Source organism: Altibacter lentus (assembly GCF_000746845.1).
Taxonomy (GTDB): Bacteria; Bacteroidota; Bacteroidia; order Flavobacteriales; family Flavobacteriaceae; genus Altibacter; species Altibacter lentus.
Genome location: NZ_KN050846.1, coordinates 1568626 through 1585472, shown reverse-complemented (window position 1 = coordinate 1585472; position 16847 = coordinate 1568626). Strand labels below are relative to the sequence as shown.

19 protein-coding genes are annotated in these 16847 nt (G+C 43.0%); 5 read left to right on the top strand and 14 right to left on the bottom strand.

Features of this window, described 5'->3' with window-relative positions:
• Positions 1 to 110 precede the first annotated feature (110 nt).
• Positions 111 to 1418, bottom strand: coding sequence for a 3-deoxy-D-manno-octulosonic acid transferase (locus JS40_RS07420; RefSeq protein WP_316932511.1), 1308 nt, complete (start codon positions 1416 to 1418; stop codon positions 111 to 113).
• Positions 1419 to 1466: 48 nt separating this feature from the next.
• Between JS40_RS07420 and JS40_RS07415 the strand changes: the two genes are divergently transcribed.
• From JS40_RS07415 to JS40_RS07405, 3 genes are read left to right on the top strand one after another with little or no spacing between them, the layout of a single operon-like run.
• Positions 1467 to 2627, top strand: coding sequence for a DegT/DnrJ/EryC1/StrS family aminotransferase (locus tag JS40_RS07415; protein ID WP_034259508.1), 1161 nt, complete (start codon positions 1467 to 1469; stop codon positions 2625 to 2627).
• Positions 2624 to 3646 (top strand): UDP-glucose 4-epimerase GalE, encoded by a 1023-nt coding sequence (gene galE, locus JS40_RS07410; RefSeq protein WP_034259507.1) that lies wholly within the window; start codon positions 2624 to 2626, stop codon positions 3644 to 3646. Before JS40_RS07415 ends, galE begins: the two co-directional genes overlap by 4 nt.
• Positions 3647 to 3656: 10 nt before the next feature.
• Positions 3657 to 4931, top strand: coding sequence for a metal-dependent hydrolase family protein (locus JS40_RS07405; RefSeq protein ID WP_034259505.1), 1275 nt, complete (start codon positions 3657 to 3659; stop codon positions 4929 to 4931).
• 304 nt (positions 4932 to 5235) lie between these two features.
• On the opposite strand, the gene fabD is transcribed toward JS40_RS07405, so the two are convergent.
• The 5 genes from fabD to JS40_RS07380 form a co-directional block, all read right to left on the bottom strand.
• Complete coding sequence (gene fabD / locus JS40_RS07400; RefSeq protein ID WP_233273950.1) at positions 5236 to 6120, bottom strand: ACP S-malonyltransferase; 885 nt, start codon at positions 6118 to 6120, stop codon at positions 5236 to 5238.
• Positions 6121 to 6236: 116 nt separating this feature from the next.
• Positions 6237 to 6737, bottom strand: a complete 501-nt coding sequence (locus JS40_RS07395; RefSeq protein ID WP_034259501.1) for a pyridoxamine 5'-phosphate oxidase family protein — start codon at positions 6735 to 6737, stop codon at positions 6237 to 6239.
• Positions 6738 to 6818: 81 nt separating this feature from the next.
• Positions 6819 to 7724 carry a fructosamine kinase family protein gene (locus JS40_RS07390; protein ID WP_233273949.1) on the bottom strand — a complete coding sequence of 302 codons (906 nt, stop codon included), beginning with the start codon at positions 7722 to 7724 and terminating at the stop codon, positions 6819 to 6821.
• Entirely contained in the window at positions 7690 to 8172 is a 483-nt protein-coding gene (locus JS40_RS07385) for a dihydrofolate reductase (RefSeq protein ID WP_034259498.1), read from the bottom strand. The genes JS40_RS07390 and JS40_RS07385 overlap by 35 nt, the downstream gene beginning before the upstream one ends.
• Complete coding sequence (locus JS40_RS07380; RefSeq protein WP_034259495.1) at positions 8169 to 8591, bottom strand: 2TM domain-containing protein; 423 nt, start codon at positions 8589 to 8591, stop codon at positions 8169 to 8171. The genes JS40_RS07385 and JS40_RS07380 overlap by 4 nt, the downstream gene beginning before the upstream one ends.
• Before the next feature lie 96 nt (positions 8592 to 8687).
• Between JS40_RS07380 and JS40_RS07375 the strand changes: the two genes are divergently transcribed.
• Entirely contained in the window at positions 8688 to 9764 is a 1077-nt protein-coding gene (locus JS40_RS07375) for an aminotransferase class V-fold PLP-dependent enzyme (RefSeq protein WP_034259494.1), read from the top strand.
• Here JS40_RS07375 and JS40_RS07370 read toward each other — a convergent pair.
• The 7 genes from JS40_RS07370 to JS40_RS07340 form a co-directional block, all read right to left on the bottom strand.
• Complete coding sequence (locus JS40_RS07370) at positions 9761 to 10042, bottom strand: DUF427 domain-containing protein (RefSeq protein WP_034259492.1); 282 nt, start codon at positions 10040 to 10042, stop codon at positions 9761 to 9763. The genes JS40_RS07375 and JS40_RS07370 overlap by 4 nt on opposite strands.
• A gap of 9 nt (positions 10043 to 10051) precedes the next feature.
• Positions 10052 to 10567, bottom strand: a complete 516-nt coding sequence (locus JS40_RS07365; RefSeq protein WP_034259490.1) for a DUF3124 domain-containing protein — start codon at positions 10565 to 10567, stop codon at positions 10052 to 10054.
• Between the two features lie 6 nt (positions 10568 to 10573).
• Complete coding sequence (egtD, locus tag JS40_RS07360) at positions 10574 to 11560, bottom strand: L-histidine N(alpha)-methyltransferase (protein ID WP_034259488.1); 987 nt, start codon at positions 11558 to 11560, stop codon at positions 10574 to 10576.
• A 16-nt stretch (positions 11561 to 11576) separates the two neighbouring features.
• Complete coding sequence (gene egtB, locus JS40_RS07355; RefSeq protein WP_034259487.1) at positions 11577 to 12740, bottom strand: ergothioneine biosynthesis protein EgtB; 1164 nt, start codon at positions 12738 to 12740, stop codon at positions 11577 to 11579.
• A 77-nt stretch (positions 12741 to 12817) separates the two neighbouring features.
• On the bottom strand, positions 12818 to 13312 hold the full coding sequence (locus JS40_RS07350; protein ID WP_051957527.1) for an energy transducer TonB: 495 nt from the start codon (positions 13310 to 13312) through the stop codon (positions 12818 to 12820).
• 2 nt (positions 13313 to 13314) lie between these two features.
• Positions 13315 to 13749: an energy transducer TonB gene (locus JS40_RS07345; RefSeq protein ID WP_034259486.1), complete on the bottom strand. Its 435-nt coding sequence runs from the start codon at positions 13747 to 13749 to the stop codon at positions 13315 to 13317.
• 28 nt (positions 13750 to 13777) lie between these two features.
• Positions 13778 to 14602, bottom strand: a complete 825-nt coding sequence (locus JS40_RS07340) for a thymidylate synthase (protein ID WP_034259485.1) — start codon at positions 14600 to 14602, stop codon at positions 13778 to 13780.
• Between the two features lie 152 nt (positions 14603 to 14754).
• On the opposite strand from JS40_RS07340, the gene JS40_RS14815 reads away from it, so the two are divergent.
• Positions 14755 to 15141 (top strand): hypothetical protein, encoded by a 387-nt coding sequence (locus JS40_RS14815; protein ID WP_051957526.1) that lies wholly within the window; start codon positions 14755 to 14757, stop codon positions 15139 to 15141.
• On the opposite strand, the gene JS40_RS07330 is transcribed toward JS40_RS14815, so the two are convergent.
• On the bottom strand, positions 15116 to 16846 hold the full coding sequence (locus JS40_RS07330) for a NupC/NupG family nucleoside CNT transporter (protein WP_034259484.1): 1731 nt from the start codon (positions 16844 to 16846) through the stop codon (positions 15116 to 15118). The two genes, JS40_RS14815 and JS40_RS07330, sit on opposite strands and share 26 nt — an antisense overlap.
• Between the last annotated feature and the right edge of the window lies 1 nt (position 16847).

Below are 16847 nucleotides of genomic sequence, written 5' to 3'. Positions count from 1 at the left end.
AACAAATCTACATGTTTTAACATTTGGTACTTGGTAAAGTTTTATTAAAGTTTCTAAATGAAATCTTATCTTTTTAAAACAGCATTGGAAGTAACTATAAGAAAATAAGGCTATTTGATTCTCTTGGCGGCTTTCAAATCTTTGAGGTATTCCATCACTTTTGCAGTGGCCCCTGTATTCTGATTCACAAAATGGCCGCAGATCATCCCGGTCTTGTCTCTAAATGATTGGTCCGCTACAAGTTTTTGTTCAATTTTTATATACGTTTCTGAAGAGTGTATCGAAAAAAGTCCGGCTAGTTGCTCCAGTCGTTGCGCTTCAGGAAAAGTTGAATAATTTTTTCCTATAATAATAGGAATGCCAAAAGTTGCCGGCTCGAGGATATTATGCAAACCGGTGTTACCCATGGCGCCACCAACGAAGGCAATGTCACCATAGCTGTAAATTTTTGTGAGCAGACCAACCGTATCCACAATGAGAACTTGATATTCTGAAAGGTCTTTTCCTTTTTTTTCTGAATAAAGCACGCTGGGCTTCGTTATTTTTTTTCTGAACGCATCGATCTTTGAAACTTCAATTTTATGCGGGGCAATTACATATTTTACAGTCGATTCAGACCTATTGATCGCGCCTAAGAGGACTGCTTCATCTTCAGGCCAAGTGCTTCCGAATACTACACACAGAGAATTTCCTTTAAATTGCTCCATGAAATCAAGGGCATTGTCCTGTTCAATTTGATGTGATACACGATCGAAACGTGTGTCACCACTTATGGTTACTTGAGTGTACTGAAGCTGCTTCAACAATTCTTTTGAGACCCTGTCCTGAACAAAGATATGTTCAAAACGGTGTAGTGCTCGTCTCATAAAACCACCGTACCATTTAAAGAAAGCCTGATCTCTTCGAAACAATCCCGAAACCAGGATCGTAGGTGCTTTCTTTTTGCTCAACGCCCAGAGATAATTGGGCCAAAATTCGTATTTCACGAAAATGACAAGCGAAGGATGGATGGTCTTCACGAATCGGGCCGCATTCTGTCGTGTATCCATAGGTAAATAGACGACAACGTCGGCCAATGGAGTATTTTTCTTGACCTCGAAACCCGATGGCGAAAAGAAAGATACCACAATCTTATGATCGGCAAATTCTTTTCGAACGGCCTCCATGATAGGCACTCCTTGCTCAAATTCACCCAAGGAAGCACAATGGAACCAAATGGTTTTATCTTTTGGATCGATATGTTTTTCGATCGTTTCAAAAGTGTAAATCCTACCTTGAATGAATTGCCGCATTTTCTTACTGAAAAACTGTGCAACCCACATATGAACGTAAGCAATTCGAGTTAAGAAGCTGTATAAAATGCGCATGTATATTTCCTGAAATGCTAAAATACGAATTACATTGTTTGCCGTTTTCAATTTTCGTAGTTTTACGGGAAGATTAGAAATCCAGAGTTCTTCAGCAGCATGAAAAAAATTCAAATGGTCGACCTTAAAGGTCAATACGAACATATAAAAGATAGGGTAAATGCTTCAGTGCTCGATGTGATCGAGTCCACCGCCTTTATTAACGGTCCCGAAGTACATCAGTTTCAGAAAGAACTGGAAGAATATCTGGATGTAAAACATGTAATTCCCTGTGCAAACGGGACGGATGCCCTCCAGATCGCCATGATGGGTTTAGGACTCAAGCCGGGTGATGAAGTCATTACTGCCGATTTTACTTTTGCGGCAACTGTGGAAGTGATTGCATTATTAGGGCTAACTCCGGTTCTTGTGGATGTGGATCCTGTAACCTTCAACATAGATGTAGAAGCAATCCGCAATGCCATAACTCCTAAAACCAAAGCAATCGTACCCGTGCATTTGTTTGGATTGGCGGCCGATATGGATTCTATCATGGAAATTGCCACGGCTCATGATCTTTACGTTATTGAGGATAACGCCCAGGGCATTGGTGCTACCTATACAAGTAAAGCTGGCTCCAAGAAAAAAGTGGGTGGGATCGGCCATGTGGCTTCTACCTCGTTCTTTCCCTCCAAAAATTTAGGCTGCTATGGGGATGGAGGAGCAATTTTCACCAATGACGATGCGCTTGCACATACCATACGCGGGATCGTAAATCACGGCATGTACATACGCTATCACCATGATGTAGTAGGTGTTAACTCACGTTTGGATTCCATACAGGCAACCGTTCTTCGTGCCAAGTTACCCTATCTCGATTCGTATAATGCGGCTCGTAGAAATACCGCCCGAAAATACACCAAGGCGTTTGCCGGAAACCCGAGGATAATTACCCCAACAGGTTTTTGTGATGCGGGTAATTCAATTTGTGAAGTATGTGACTGTCACGTATTTCACCAATACACATTGCGTATCATTGATGCAGATCGCGATGCTTTAGTTCAGCATTTGAACGATCACGATATCCCGTGTGGCGTCTATTACCCCATTCCGTTGCATTTGCAAAAAGCCTATGCAGATGAGCGTTACAACGAAGCCGATTTTACAGTGACAAATCAGTTGGTGCGAGAGGTGATCTCACTTCCTATGCATACAGAACTCGATGACGAGCAAATAGATTTTATTACATCTACTGTTAAAAATTTCATCGATCAACAATGAAAAAAATACTTGTAACCGGAGGCTTGGGGTATATTGGATCGCATACGGTAGTCGAACTTCAAAATTCCGGCTTCGAGGTGATCATTATAGACAATCTTTCCAATTCAAGTCTGAATGTGCTCGAAGGGATCACTTCGATCACAAAGAAGCCACCAATTTTTGAACGCTTAGATCTTAGAATAAAGGCAGATGTTATAGATTTTTTTCATCGGCATGAGCAAATTGCCGGAGTCATTCATTTTGCAGCAAGCAAAGCGGTTGGGGAAAGTGTGGAACAGCCCCTTCATTATTACGAAAATAATATAAGCACCCTTATCTACTTGTTGCAGGAATGCAAAGCTCACGGCATACATAACGTTATTTTCAGTTCTTCTTGTACCGTATATGGAGAGCCCGATAGATTGCCTATTACCGAGGAAGCTCCTGTGAAAAAGGCAACTTCGCCCTATGGCAATACAAAACAAATTAGTGAGGAGATCATTGAAGACACCTGTGAGGTAGACCCGCAATTAAAATGCATCGCCTTGCGGTATTTCAACCCAATTGGCGCACATCATTCTGCAATGATAGGGGAACTTCCCGTAGGGGTGCCACAAAACCTTGTACCGTTTATCACGCAAACAGCTGCAGGTGTGCGTAAAGAACTTTCTGTTTTTGGAAATGATTATGAGACTTCAGACGGCAGTTGTATTCGGGATTATATACACGTGGTCGATCTGGCGAAAGCACATGTTGTTGCACTAGAACGCCTGTTACAGAACAACAATACTTCAAATTTTGAGATCTTTAATGTAGGCACGGGTAAAGGGACTTCAGTATTAGAGGTTATAAAAGCTTTTGAAACCGTTACCGGAACGAAGCTTCCGTACAAGGTCGTAGAAAGACGCCCGGGGGATGTAGTGTCGGTGTACGCAGATACCACTAAAGCTAATGAAATACTGGGTTGGAAAGCTGAAAGGTCCATGGAGGATGCGTTATCTTCAGCCTGGAAATGGGAACAACATATTAGAAACATATAATACGATACTCATGAAAAAATTAATACTTATTGCGCTGTTGTTGAGTTTCTTCGGAAGCAGTGCTCAAGAAACTTTATTGCATTGCGGAAAAATTATAGATACCAAGAATGGCAAAGTACTCACGTCGAAAACCATTGTCGTTTCGGGCAAAAGAATCGTTCGCGTGGAAGATGGCTTCAGGAATCCGAAAGCAAAGGACAACGTCATTGATCTGAAAAATAAAACGGTTATGCCCGGACTTATCGATATGCATGTCCATATTGAAGGAGAGACGAACCCAAACCGATATCTGGAAGCTTTTACGCTTAATGATGCCAATGTTGCTTTCAACGCCGCAGAAATCGCCGAACGTACGCTGCTGGCAGGCTTTACCACCGTGCGTGATCTTGGCGGTAGTGGGGTAAATGTTGCCCTGCGAAATGCCATAGCGAAAGGCAAGATCGTGGGACCTAGAATCTTTACGGCAGAAAAAGCACTGGGAACCACTGGAGGTCATGCAGATCCGTCCAATGGACAAAAGAAGGAGCTTATGGGCGATCCGGGACCAAAGGAAGGGGTCGTCAACGGAGTGGCAGATGCCTATAAAGCAGTGCGTCAGCGATATAAAAATGGTGCCGATTGGATAAAGATCACCGCTACCGGAGGGGTGTTAAGTGTTGCGAAGAACGGCCAGAATCCCCAATTTACAGAAGAAGAAGTTGCCGCTGTGGTTCAAGCTGCCAAAGATTATGGAATGAAGGTCGCAGCTCACGCCCACGGAATAGAAGGAATGCAACGTGCCATACGTGCAGGAGTTACAACCATAGAGCACGGCTCACTAATGGATAAAGAGACTGCCGCCTTAATGAAACAATACGGAACCTATTTGGTACCCACTATTTCTGCAGGGAAATTCGTGGCCGAAAAGGCAAAGATCGATGGGTACTATCCGGCCATTATTGTGCCCAAGGCATTGGAGATAGGGTCTCAAATTCAAAATATGTATGCAATGGCCTATAAAGAAGGCGTGAACATTGCCTTTGGGACAGATGCCGGGGTCTTTCCTCACGGAGAGAACGGGAAAGAGTTTAGGTATATGGCCGAAGCAGGAATGCCTGCTATGGCAACGTTACAATCTGCTACCATTACCAATGCAAAAGTACTTGATATGGAAAACGAACTTGGCCAGTTGTCTGCCGGTTTCATTGCAGATATCGTTGCAGTCAATGAAGACCCTACTGAAAACATTCAAACAATGGAAAATGTAGTTTTTGTGATGAAAGAAGGTGTTGTCTACAAGAATTAACGCTGGTTTAACGAAGCTTTAACGTCCTGTGCTTGGGTTTGCTTCATGACCTTTGTTTCTTTGCAGCCAATGAAACGTTGTATTATGAAGTTGGTGACCATTAAAAGAAAAACAAGAAAAGAAAAGAGATTCACAGAACATATGGGAATGCTCACCGCAAAGGTGGTATACATTCAAAAAGCATTTTTACGTGTTCCGTTTAAAACAATCCACAAGTACCGAGAAACGTATTACGGAGAAATAAAGGACTGCAATGACTGCAGATTAAGTGCCTAATAAAAAGCCCTCAAGATGAGGGCTTTTTTTATAGGGTTGCTTTTTCAGTCTCTAAGGAAGGGTTAATCTTTTTTACCAGTCCCTGAAGCACATTACCGGGTCCTACTTCAATGAAGTGAGTGGCTCCATCCTTCACCATATTTTGAACGCTCTGTGTCCATTTAACGGGGGCTGTCAATTGAAAGATAAGGTTCTTCTTGATCTCTTCCGGCTTGGTCACTGCAAAAGTAGATACATTCTGATAGATAGGGCAGGCCGGGGCTGTAAACTGCGTTGCTTCAATAGCAGCTGCTAGTTCTTCTCGAGCGGGTTCCATCAGTGGACTGTGAAATGCGCCCCCAACCGGCAATAAAAGAGCACGGCGAGCGCCTGCCTCTTTAAGAGCTTCACAAGCGTTATTAACGGCTTCTATGTCTCCGCTTATCACTAACTGTCCGGGACAATTATAATTTGCCGCAACCACGATTCCTGTGGTATCTGCACAAATGGCTTCCACCAAATGATCATCCAATCCCAGAACGGCAGCCATGGTAGAAGGCGTCTCCTCACAGGCTTTTTGCATGGCCAGCGCACGCTTGTAAACCAACTCCAATCCATCACTAAATGCAATGGTCCTGTTGGCAACGAGCGCAGAGATCTCTCCTAATGAATGCCCGGCTACCATATCTGGCTGAAAGGCATCACCCATAACTTCTGCTAAAATTGTAGAATGTAAGAATATTGCAGGCTGTGTTACCTTAGTTTCCTTTAAAGCATCGGCTGAGCCTTCGAACATGATCTTGGTGATATTGAATCCTAGTATGTCGTTGGCTTGATCAAAAAGGTCTTTTGCTTTTGCCGAAGCTTCGTATAGATCTTGACCCATACCCGTGAACTGGGCACCCTGTCCCGGAAACATATATGCTTTTTTCATTTTTGATTGGTTTTTGAGGTTCATTGACGCTTCAGTACGCCGAAAGTGTAAAATTATAACAAAAATTCCCCTTTCCGAAGTTTCAGAAAGAGGAATTCACAGTACCCCCGCTTGAGCTATAGTTTCATTTTTCCGGTAACACCAATATCTTGATTGTCTCCGGTTAGTACTGCTCTTGCCATTTTAAAAAGAACGACCAGTCTATTTTCATCTGAATCCCAGTAGGCCGCTTCTTGCGGAACGAATTTTATCGCAGTGGTATTGGAATCTTCCGGCCCATTTAAATAAGCGTTATCGGCACTGTCGTAAATGTCCTCGATCGCTTCTGTATCGGTTATGATCTGTGCTTCACCATACACGCTTAGGAACTTCCTATCCCCGGGGCCGCTATATAGAAGTTGTACGGCGCTGTCGCGCAAGATATTTGCGTTGTGATCACTGTCCATTCCGCTTAAGAACCAAATGTTACCGTCATCATCTACTTTTTTTGTATCCATAGGGATGGCAGCCAAGGGTTGTTTTCCTAAATTGGTGACCATCATGGCTATACTAACGTCGTCCACAATTGAACGTAATTTTTCTCGGGCTTCCTCATTATATAGGTTCTCTTTACTCATAATTCTGGTTTTTCTTTTAAAGATACCGGTAAATAGTACGGATACTAGCCAAAGCTGTGCTAAAGTATTTTGAAAGTTTTGTTAAGAATATCGCGACAAGATCGCTTGAACTTGATTGAGATAACCGCTTCCGAAGAGATTTAAATGTACTAAGACATAATACAATTGCCAAAGTTGGATCCTGGATTCCCAGGACTTTTCGAGCGGAGCACAGTTGGCATAAGCCGAAAAAACGGTTGCGGGGAACCCTCCAAATAATTGCATCATGGCGAGGTCCATCTCTCGCGACCCGAACGCCACGGCAGGATCTATTACCACGGGCGTTCTATCCTCTGCGATAAAGCAGTTTCCATTCCAAAGATCTCCATGAATCAACGAAGGTCTGTGGTTGGGGATTGCTTCGGAAATTACCTTGTAAAATGCCCCCAGGTTCTTGAAGTTGTATCCTTTTTCGGAAGCATGCCGGAATTGTGGTTCCAATCGTTGCGTTATATAGAAATCTGCTGCTGTAACTTGCCAATTATTGTATTGCGGCAAGCTGCCGATATAATTTGAGTGGTCCAGCCCAAAACGTTCATAACTTTGTGAGTGTAATTTCGAAAGTGCTTCAGCGAAGGATTCCCATGTATCTGCAGTTGCATCACCGGAAGGGATATATTCCATTAAAAGATAACAATGGGTATCTACAGTATCGTGTCCAATGACTTTCGGGATCTTAAAACTGTTGCTTTGTCTTAATAGGTCCAAGCCTTTGGCTTCGGCTTCAAACATACCGGGATAGCGCAATGATTGGTTTAACTTCAGAACAAATTCTTCATCAGGAGTTTTGAGATGGTAGACCTTATTGATGTCTCCGCCGGACAGAGGCGTTACCGTTTTTATACTCAGGAAATACTTTGAAGCGATATGTTCCATGATGTGTTTCATGATCTCAGGAGAGCTGAACCGGCTGCTATTTCCGCATCCAAGTCTGATAGCTGAAGGCATAGGCATGGCGCTCGTCTTTTTCGTGATGCACTTCTTTGATCAATTCCCAATCGTTCAAAGGAATTTCAGGAAAGAAAGCATCTGCATCGAAACTTCCGTGAACTCTTGTGAGTTCGATCCTGTCTGCAATAGCCATACTCATCTTGTAGATCTCACCCCCGCCAATAATGAATGGCTGCGCATCTCCGCTTGCTTTTAAAAGAGCCTCGTCCAAACTATGGACCACGACCGCTCCGTCTTTTTGGTAAGCTTGATTACGAGTAATTACAACATGGGTGCGGTTGGGAAGCGGCTTGGGAAAAGATTCGAACGTTTTACGTCCCATAATAATGTGGTGCCCGGTGGTAAGTTGCTTGAAGCGTTTAAAGTCATCGGGAAGGTGCCAGACCAAGTCATTGTCTTTTCCCAATTCGTTGTTTTCGCCGGCCGCTGCTATTAATGTGATCATTGTACGTCTGGGGGAAGAGGATTTGAAGGTTTGTTTTTTTTTAATTCCGGTAGTTGTAGTTCGTTATCTACCTTTTGCTGAAGCTCGCTTATACGGGCTGCTTGCTTGGCCTTTAGTTTTTCCAGTTCACGGTCTTCCCATTCTTTTCCCATAAAGGAATTCATAATAAACACATTGAATACGTGGATAAGGAACAGGAATGCCCAAATAAGTATGGCCCATACAAACCAATTGTTAATGAAGAAATCGTTCCCTATGCCTAAGACAGGATTAATGATAATAAGAAATACCGAACCGACCAGAAAAACGATAAAATGTTGCATTAAACGTTTCTTCTGTTTTATCCGCGCCCGAGCATATTCGTACTGCTCTCGCTGTTCCGAATCGATTCTTTCTTTTTTATTGGTTTTTGAAAACATAGTTGGTTACTTTTATAGAATTGCCGTTTGTTGTGTTCCGGCAACAAACAGCTCACCGTAAATTTACCTAATTTTCATTGTTTAGACCCGTGTCTTATGGAAGATTTAAGAAAAGAGTTGCCTGTGCTCTCAAAATATACCTACTTGAATACTGCCTCTTCCGGACTTATTTCAACATCTTTAGTGCAATGGCGGCACGAACATGATCTAAAGTTAATGGTAGACGCAAGTGTTTTTAGAGATACACACAGATCCATCCTAGAGGAGGTGAAAAGGGAGGTCGCTCTTTTTTTTGATGCCTCACTTCATGAGATAGCACTTGTGCCTAACTTCTCTTTTGGATTGAATACTTTGCTGGAAGGACTCCCACAAAAACAAAAAGTACTATTGCTGGGTAAGGACTATCCTTCTGTAAACTGGGCTTTTGAGCATCGTGATTTCGATGTATGCTATGCTGCCATTGACGAGAATCTTGAACAAAATATAGAACGTGCCGTGGTAGAACATCAGCCCGATATCTTTGCGTTTAGCCTGGTACAGTATCTTAACGGCGTCAAGATCGACCTTAATTTCTTAAAGCAACTGAAGGCATACCATCCGGGGCTTCTGCTAATTGCAGACGGCACCCAATATCTAGGGACCGAGGTATTCCGTTTTTCTGAAAGTCCTATCGATATCTTGGGCGCAAGTTGTTATAAATGGCTTTTGGCCGGCTACGGAAACGGTTTCTTTATCGTGAAGGATGCCTTGCACTCTAAAATTTTTCCGTCGACGATTGGGTTTAATTCGGCTGAAGCAATGTTCAGTAAACGGGAAGAGATCTCTTTTATGAAACATTTTGAACCGGGACATCAAGATACGCTCAATTACGGAAGCTTGGGATTTGCATTGCGACAGCTTCAAGCGATCGGTATGGAAACTGTTTCAGAAAAAATCGAGGCTATTTCAACCAAAGCCAAAGAGCGATTTACACAATTGGGGCTGCTCGAAGCTACGGTAGTGCAGCGAGAGCAGCATTCTAACATCTTCTCTATAAAAGGGGATGAGGCGCTTTTTCAGAAACTAAAAAAGGAAAATATTATCTGTTCGCAACGGGGTCAAGGTATACGGGTTAGTTTTCATTTTTATAATACCGAGGCAGAACTCGATAAATTGGTGTCTATTATTACTTAAGCGACCACTTCCACACCTTTCCAAAAGGCTACATATCCTTCAATGGGTTTGGCCGCAGGGGAGGTTTTAGGATAATACCAAGCGGCATCCTTGTTCGTTTGTCCGTTTACCTCAATAGTATAATAGAAGGCTTCTCCTTTCCAAGGACAATGTGTATGTGTTTCGCTCTTGGTAAAGTACCTGGTATTGATAGCATCCGGAGGAAAGTAGTGATTGTTCTCAATGACCACTGTATTTTCACTTTCGGCGATGATGGTATTGTTCCAAATAGCTTTCATTGTCGAGTATTATTTTTTCCGAATGCCTTGTGTGGTAAAGGAAATTCCTTGTTGTCCGCGCGTTGAGATCATCACGGCTTCAAAGAAAGGTGCCAGTCTTTGCTTTCGCACGGCCCACTCAAATACAAAATTTGCCCCGCTGCCTCCGGCCTTGTCGTCTTCATTGACAACGATCTCGATGGTCTCCATTGGCTTGACGATCACAGGAAACTCCAAATAAGTGCGTATTCGCTCTCCGTGGGTGTTAAAGTAATCGGCTTTATAAAGATAGACGGTATCGATTAGACTAATATTGCGAATGCTAACTGTAGCCGTAAGGTCGAAAGTAAAATTTTCATTGCGTTGATAGATCTCCGAATAAACCGGAAGATAGGTACTTCCTTTCTCCAAAAGGCTGTCAGCTACCAGTTTGGTTGCCTTGCGCTCTGACCAATTGTTCTTTGGGGGATTGGAGACTTCTTCCTTTAACGGACTCTCACATCCTACCGCGGCAAGAAGTAATAATACAAGGAGATGATACTTCATAATTAATTATGCTTTAGGGTCCTTCATTTTTTTGAAGGCATAGTTCTTATAATAATTGTGGCTGTCTGTAAAAGAGGTTTCGATCCTCAATCCGGATGCTTCTGCCAACCAAGCTACGATTTTATCGGTATATTTTTGGGAAATTTCTGTATGAATAGTCTCCCAAGCATCAAAACTAATATCGAGATCTAGGGTTTCCAATCGAACACGTTGTGCCTCGGTGGCAACCAGATAGCTCTTTGCTGTACCGGTTTCAGGATCATATACTTCCCAGTGCTTGAACTTCGAAATGTCAAAGTTGCCTTCCAGTTCTCTGTTGATTCGAACCAGGAGATTTTTATTAAACGCAGCAGTAACCCCGGTTGGGTCGTTATAAGCATCCAAGATGGTTTGTGGATCTTTTTTTTGATCGAAACCCATGAATAAAATGTCGTCGCGGGACATCGTTTCCCCTAATTTAGTTAGAAACTGGATGGCTCTTGGGTGTAATAAGTTTCCAATATTCGAACCTAAAACCATGATCACCTTTTTGCGGGACTTAAAATTTTGCAATCGTTCGAGTACTTCAAAATACTCGCCGGTCTCTCCATCTACATTTACCTCCGGAATTTCTTTGGCTAAGGTACGGGTGAGGCCGTCTATAGCATTCTCACTGATGTCAATGGGTTTGTACGTAAATTCGATCTGGTTTTTTGAAAGATGATGTAACAATACCTTGGTTTTCTTTCCGTCTCCGGCACCTAATTCAATAAGATCGAAACCGTTTGCATCCCCTTTAAACAAATTGGCAATAGCTTTTGTGTGTAGCGTTAAGATCTCCAGTTCGCAATTTGTGAGATAATATTCCGGTAACGCCATGATATCCTGAAAGAGCTTATCGCCGGCCTGATCGTAAATGTATTTTGAATACAAATATTTAGGTTCGCTGGTGAGTCCTTCGAACACATCTTTCTTAAAGGGTGTATCTAGTTGGGTGGCGCTGGATAATATCATATAACAAAAGTGGTGATTATTTGGCCAGCCGTATTCCGGTAAATTGCCAGCGTAAATTCGTTTGAAAAAAATTGCGGTACGTAGGTCTGGTATGCTTTTTAGGCGTCGCTACAGATCCGCCGCGTAATACTTTTTGATTGACCATAAACTTTCCGTTGTACTCGCCAATGGCTCCGGGAGCTTTAGTATATCCGGGGTACGGTAAATAGGCGCTTTCGGTCCATTCCCAACGGCTTCCCCAGTTAAAATTATGTTGGGCGGCTTCCCATTCAAATTCGGTTGGAAGTCTGCATCCTTTCCACTGCGCATAAGCGAATGCTTCAAAGTAGGAAATATGCGTTATTGGCGCCTCTTTTTCTAGCTTCTGAAGGCCTTTTAGTGTGTATTGACACCATTCCCCGTCAATAGAATGCCAATACATAGGCTGCGTTATCTTTTCTTGCTGAAGCCAGTCCCAGGCTTCCGCATGCCATAAAAGGGGGTCTTTATACCCCTCCGAAGCGATAAAATCAATATAATCTTTGTTGGTGACAAGTTTACTTGAGATGGAATAGGGCTGCAAATATACTTTGTGTACTCCCAGCTCATTGTCATAGCAAAATTCGTTGGCAGTATCATGGCCAATTTCATAGATACCTTCTTCCATAGAGATCCATGCGGCGGGAGCCTTCTCAATAGGATTTTCTGAAAATGAACTGGAATAGGGAGGCAGCAACGGATTGTGACCTAGAATATATTTAATATCCGTCATCAACAACTCTTGATGTTGCTTTTCATGATGGATCCCAATAAGAAGGACCTCTGTAAGTTCTGAAGCTTTTTCCGTCTTCAAAAAAGCCTCAAGCTCGGCGGTCACATAGTGTCTGTAATCGTATACCTTTGCTACGCCGGGACGGGAAAGATTGCCGCGATCACTTCGTACCACCCGCTTGCCTACCGACTCGTAATAACTGTTGAAAACAAAGGCAAAATCTTCATGGAACAAGGTGTAGCCGGGTTTGTGAGGCTTCAGAATAAATTCTTCAAAGAACCAAGTGGTATGTCCCAAATGCCATTTGGGCGGGGATACATCCACAATGGGTTGGACCACATAATCCTCGATCTCAAGCGGTTTGCAAATTGCTTCGGTATGTTTCCGGGTTTCCAAGAAAAGGGAAACCAGATTTTCAGTTTCAATCATAAAAAAAGGAGTTGGTTCTTACCCACTCCTTAAAGATATTAAAACTAAAATGTAAAGATGTTTAGAGAATGTTAAAGCTAATTCCCTTTGCTGGCGCGCTCACGCTTTAATCGCTCCCGCTTTTCTTTTTTAGATTCTTCCACTTCAAATACAATAGGCAGAGAATAGAGTACATTTACGGTCTCGCCTTTTTGCATTCCGGGTTTCATCTGTGGAAGTAATTCCATCACCCGAACCGCTTCCAGCTCTAAGATGGAATGAGGCGCCCGTGCACGAATATTTACCACGTTACCTGTTTTATTTATCGTGAATTGTACAAAAATTCGCTGTTTCCCGGCCGGGAGGTCCAACGCTTCTGCCAGCGACTTGTTGAAATTTTGCATTACGTGTGCAGAAATCTTTTCAGACATACAATGCTTTAGCGCTATGTTATCTGAGCCGGTACAGCCCGGATAGACCGGAACATTTTCAATAATTGCAAATCCAACATTCTCGTTGGAAGTGTCTTCATTTTGTCCAAACGAAAGGCATGAGCCCAAAAGAAAGACACTTAATAGCAAGCGCTTTATCATTCTTATTTTCCTGTTTTAAATGTGAATGGCACTGTATATTTAATAGCCCGAGGTTTGCCGCCCATCATTCCGGGTTTCGTCATTTTGGGAATCGCTAGAATATTTCTTTTGGCCTCCGCCTGTAAAGCGGGCGTTCCTCCACTTACATTTTTAACCTCGACGATCCCTTTTTCATTGACGATGAATTCTACGATCACCTTACCCTCCACATTGTTCTTGTACTCTTCTGCAGGGTATTTGAAGTTCTTTGAAATATGCTGTGCCAATTTCTGATTGAAACAATTCTTGCGGACAGTGACACTGCCACTTTCGCAGCCGGGCCATATAGGTGGTATCTCACTTAGGGTTACCGTATTCTTTTGAATGTTTCCCCATTCTTCTTGGGCAAAGAGCGTGGTGGAAAATACGATGCAAATAATCAATAATACTTTTTTCATGTAGGATTTTTATTTTAAGTTCAGAGGACTAAATAGCAACCGCGCCTTTAATATGAGGGTGCGGATTGTAATCTAAGAGTGTAAAGTCCTCAAATTTGAAGTCAAATATATCTTTTACATCCGGATTTAGCAACATTTTTGGCAATGGTCTTGGTTCACGTGATAATTGAAGCTCAACTTGTTCCATGTGATTACTATAAATATGTGCATCTCCAAAGGTGTGCACAAAATCGCCTGCTTCGTAGCCACACACCTGAGCGACCATCATCGTAAGGAGTGCATAGGAAGCAATATTGAAAGGTACACCCAAAAAGATATCGGCACTTCGTTGATAGAGCTGACAGGATAATTTCCCGTTGGCAACGTAGAATTGGAAAAACGCGTGACAGGGCGGGAGGGCGGCTTTTCCGTTGGCTACATTCTCACTAAACGGCTTGGATGTATCGGGCAGCACACTGGGATTCCACGCACTTACCAACATGCGTCGGCTATCGGGGTTTTTTTTCAAAGTTTCGATGATTTCTTTAATCTGGTCGATCTCTTCGCTGTTCCAGTTCCGCCATTGATGACCATAAACAGGGCCCAGATCCCCTTGCTCATCGGCCCATTCATTCCAGATTCGAACGCCATTCTCCTGAAGATATTTGATATTGGTATCTCCATTAAGAAACCACAATAATTCGTAGACAATTGATTTTAAATGAAGTTTTTTGGTTGTAACCATTGGGAATCCTTCGCTAAGATCGAAACGCATTTGATAGCCAAACACACTTTTGGTCCCGGTTCCCGTGCGGTCTTCTTTAAAATTTCCATGTTCAAGGACATGCTTTAAAAGGTCGTGGTATTGCTTCATTTTGAAAATTGTTGGGGTTTAAAAATAACCAATTGACATCTTTTTGAAAACGAATTTAGAACGGATTTATTGATGAGTTATTAACCAATTCTCTAAAACCTTGTTAGACAAAAACTAAAAACATTCAAATTTGAATAAAAAAAGACCTTAAGGTGGAAGCGCAATATCAATTAAGTACCGCACCCTTGGAGTGTTTTCCTATGCACGCCATATTCCATTTTACAGGCCAAAGGTATGATCTTCCTAAAGCCTTAGCGTTTACCAAGGTGGTAGATTTACATTACCGTAATCGTAAATTTGTGGTGATCTCTAATCGTGCCATCACCAAAAAGATCAATACGGAGGTGTACACTACATACGTTTCAAAATCAGTCGTCGTCTTAGCAATTGTTTCAATGTCTGATGATGTTCGAGAAGAGGCCGTGGCAGAACAATCTTTATATGATGGTGCTTTTACCTTCTTCCATTCCTTAGAAGATGCCGTTCGCTGGGGCGAAACCGTAGTAAAAAAAGTTAGCCTATTAGCATTCCGGCGATAGTGGCTGTTAACAAGGCCGCCACTGTACCTCCAATGAGCGCTTTAATCCCAAATCGGGCCAGGGTCGTGCGTTGACTTGGAGCCAGTACGCCAATTCCCCCAATTTGTATTCCGATGGAGGCAAAGTTCGCAAAGCCACATAACGCGTAGGTGGCAATAACGATGGAGCGATAGTTAACGATAGCTCCGGCTTGCTTGAGCTCGCTCAACGACGCATACGCGAAGAATTCGTTCAAGATGGTCTTCTCTCCAAGTAATTGCCCTACTACACGAATATCTTCTGCGGGAACCCCTATGATCCAGGCCACCGGCGCAAACACATTCCCTAAAATATACTGCATTGAAAATCCGTCATAACGCCCTCCCGTACTGGCTGCGATCTTATCGTTTAGGCCTGTAGGGCCGCCAATCCAGTCGACGGTGATCCAGTTGAACACCGCAATCACAGCCGTGAAAACCAAAAGCATCGCACCTACATTTACCGCCAGTTTCAAACCTTCGGTCGTGCCGCGCGATATGGCGTCCAACACGTTGGAACCGATCTTATCTTTTGAAATATCCAGCTTGCGGTCCACTTCTTCAGTTTCAGGATATAACATCTTTGCAATGATGATAGCAGCAGGTGCCGACATGATCGAGGCTGTCAATAAATGCTTAGCAAAGATGATCTTTTCAGCATCGCTGTCTCCGCCCAAAAAGGCGATAAATGCTGCCAATACGCCTCCTGCTATGGTCGCCATGCCACCCACCATAAGGCAGAGCATTTCAGACTTGGTCATACGGTCCAAATATGGTTTCACGACTAAGGGTGCTTCGGTTTGTCCTATAAAAATATTGGCTGCGGCCGCGAGACTTTCTGCTCCCGAAAGGCGCATGGTCTTGCTCATCACCCAGGCAAATGCTTTTACAAATTTCTGAAGGATGCCCAAATAGTAAAGTAGAGAGGTAAACGCCGAAAAAAATACAATAGTGGGCAACACTTTAAATGCGAAGATATAGCCGAAGGTATCCATGTCTGTCACCAAGCCCCCAAAAAGGAATTCGGCTCCTTTTTCACTAAAATTGAGAAACGTAACGACTTTGTCCGATATCCAGTCGAAAAATGAGGCAACAAAAGAAACCTTTAGTACTAAAACAGCAAAGAGTACTTGCAGACCCAGTCCTGTTGCCACCAGTTTCCAATCGATCTTTTTTCGGTTACTGCTCAATAAAAAACAAATGAAAAGCAGAAACACCATCCCGAGAATTCCCCGCAGAACACTATTGGTACTAACCCCCATGCCAACATTGGGATCCAGGGCGATGCTGCCATCCTCGATCGCTTCGGAAACAACCTGTGTGACCTCAGTTTCGGTAGGAGCGGTAAAGGAATAAACCGTTTTATTTTCTGAAAACACCAGCATGGAGTCGGTTAGTTTTGAAACCCGATAGCGACGTATGGTATCGTTTGGCTGATCGTAGAAGAGGACTAATAAATTATTCTGAAAGATATAATCCCCGGATGCTTTGAGGTTATCCTTTGCTTCCAGCCGGTATTCGAAAGTTCCGTCTTTCAGTGTAAAAAAATCTGAAGCCTCATTGATCGTAAAAAGCGATTTACCGTCGTGCGATTCGATGGTAGAGAACTTCCATTTTTTTTCAAGTGTTTGTCCGAAGCCAACTGCTTGCAGAAGGAGCAGCATTGCGAGGAGTATGTAAGTGCGCATA

Coding starts and splice junctions, on each gene's coding strand:
- JS40_RS07380 (WP_034259495.1), bottom strand. CDS start 8,591: ATGTTTTCAAAAACCAATAAAAAAGAAAGAATCGATTCGGAACAGCGA.
- fabD (WP_233273950.1), bottom strand. CDS start 6,120: ATGAAAAAAGCATATATGTTTCCGGGACAGGGTGCCCAGTTCACGGGT.
- JS40_RS07345 (WP_034259486.1), bottom strand. CDS start 13,749: ATGAAAAAAGTATTATTGATTATTTGCATCGTATTTTCCACCACGCTC.
- JS40_RS07370 (WP_034259492.1), bottom strand. CDS start 10,042: ATGAAAGCTATTTGGAACAATACCATCATCGCCGAAAGTGAAAATACA.
- JS40_RS07350 (WP_051957527.1), bottom strand. CDS start 13,312: ATGATAAAGCGCTTGCTATTAAGTGTCTTTCTTTTGGGCTCATGCCTT.
- egtD (WP_034259488.1), bottom strand. CDS start 11,560: ATGATATTATCCAGCGCCACCCAACTAGATACACCCTTTAAGAAAGAT.
- JS40_RS07375 (WP_034259494.1), top strand. CDS start 8,688: ATGGAAGATTTAAGAAAAGAGTTGCCTGTGCTCTCAAAATATACCTAC.
- JS40_RS07395 (WP_034259501.1), bottom strand. CDS start 6,737: ATGAGTAAAGAGAACCTATATAATGAGGAAGCCCGAGAAAAATTACGT.
- galE (WP_034259507.1), top strand. CDS start 2,624: ATGAAAAAAATACTTGTAACCGGAGGCTTGGGGTATATTGGATCGCAT.
- JS40_RS07385 (WP_034259498.1), bottom strand. CDS start 8,172: ATGATCACATTAATAGCAGCGGCCGGCGAAAACAACGAATTGGGAAAA.
- JS40_RS07390 (WP_233273949.1), bottom strand. CDS start 7,724: ATGCCTTCAGCTATCAGACTTGGATGCGGAAATAGCAGCCGGTTCAGC.
- JS40_RS07365 (WP_034259490.1), bottom strand. CDS start 10,567: ATGAAGTATCATCTCCTTGTATTATTACTTCTTGCCGCGGTAGGATGT.
- JS40_RS07415 (WP_034259508.1), top strand. CDS start 1,467: ATGAAAAAAATTCAAATGGTCGACCTTAAAGGTCAATACGAACATATA.
- JS40_RS07330 (WP_034259484.1), bottom strand. CDS start 16,846: ATGCGCACTTACATACTCCTCGCAATGCTGCTCCTTCTGCAAGCAGTT.
- JS40_RS07340 (WP_034259485.1), bottom strand. CDS start 14,602: ATGAAGCAATACCACGACCTTTTAAAGCATGTCCTTGAACATGGAAAT.
- egtB (WP_034259487.1), bottom strand. CDS start 12,740: ATGATTGAAACTGAAAATCTGGTTTCCCTTTTCTTGGAAACCCGGAAA.
- JS40_RS07405 (WP_034259505.1), top strand. CDS start 3,657: ATGAAAAAATTAATACTTATTGCGCTGTTGTTGAGTTTCTTCGGAAGC.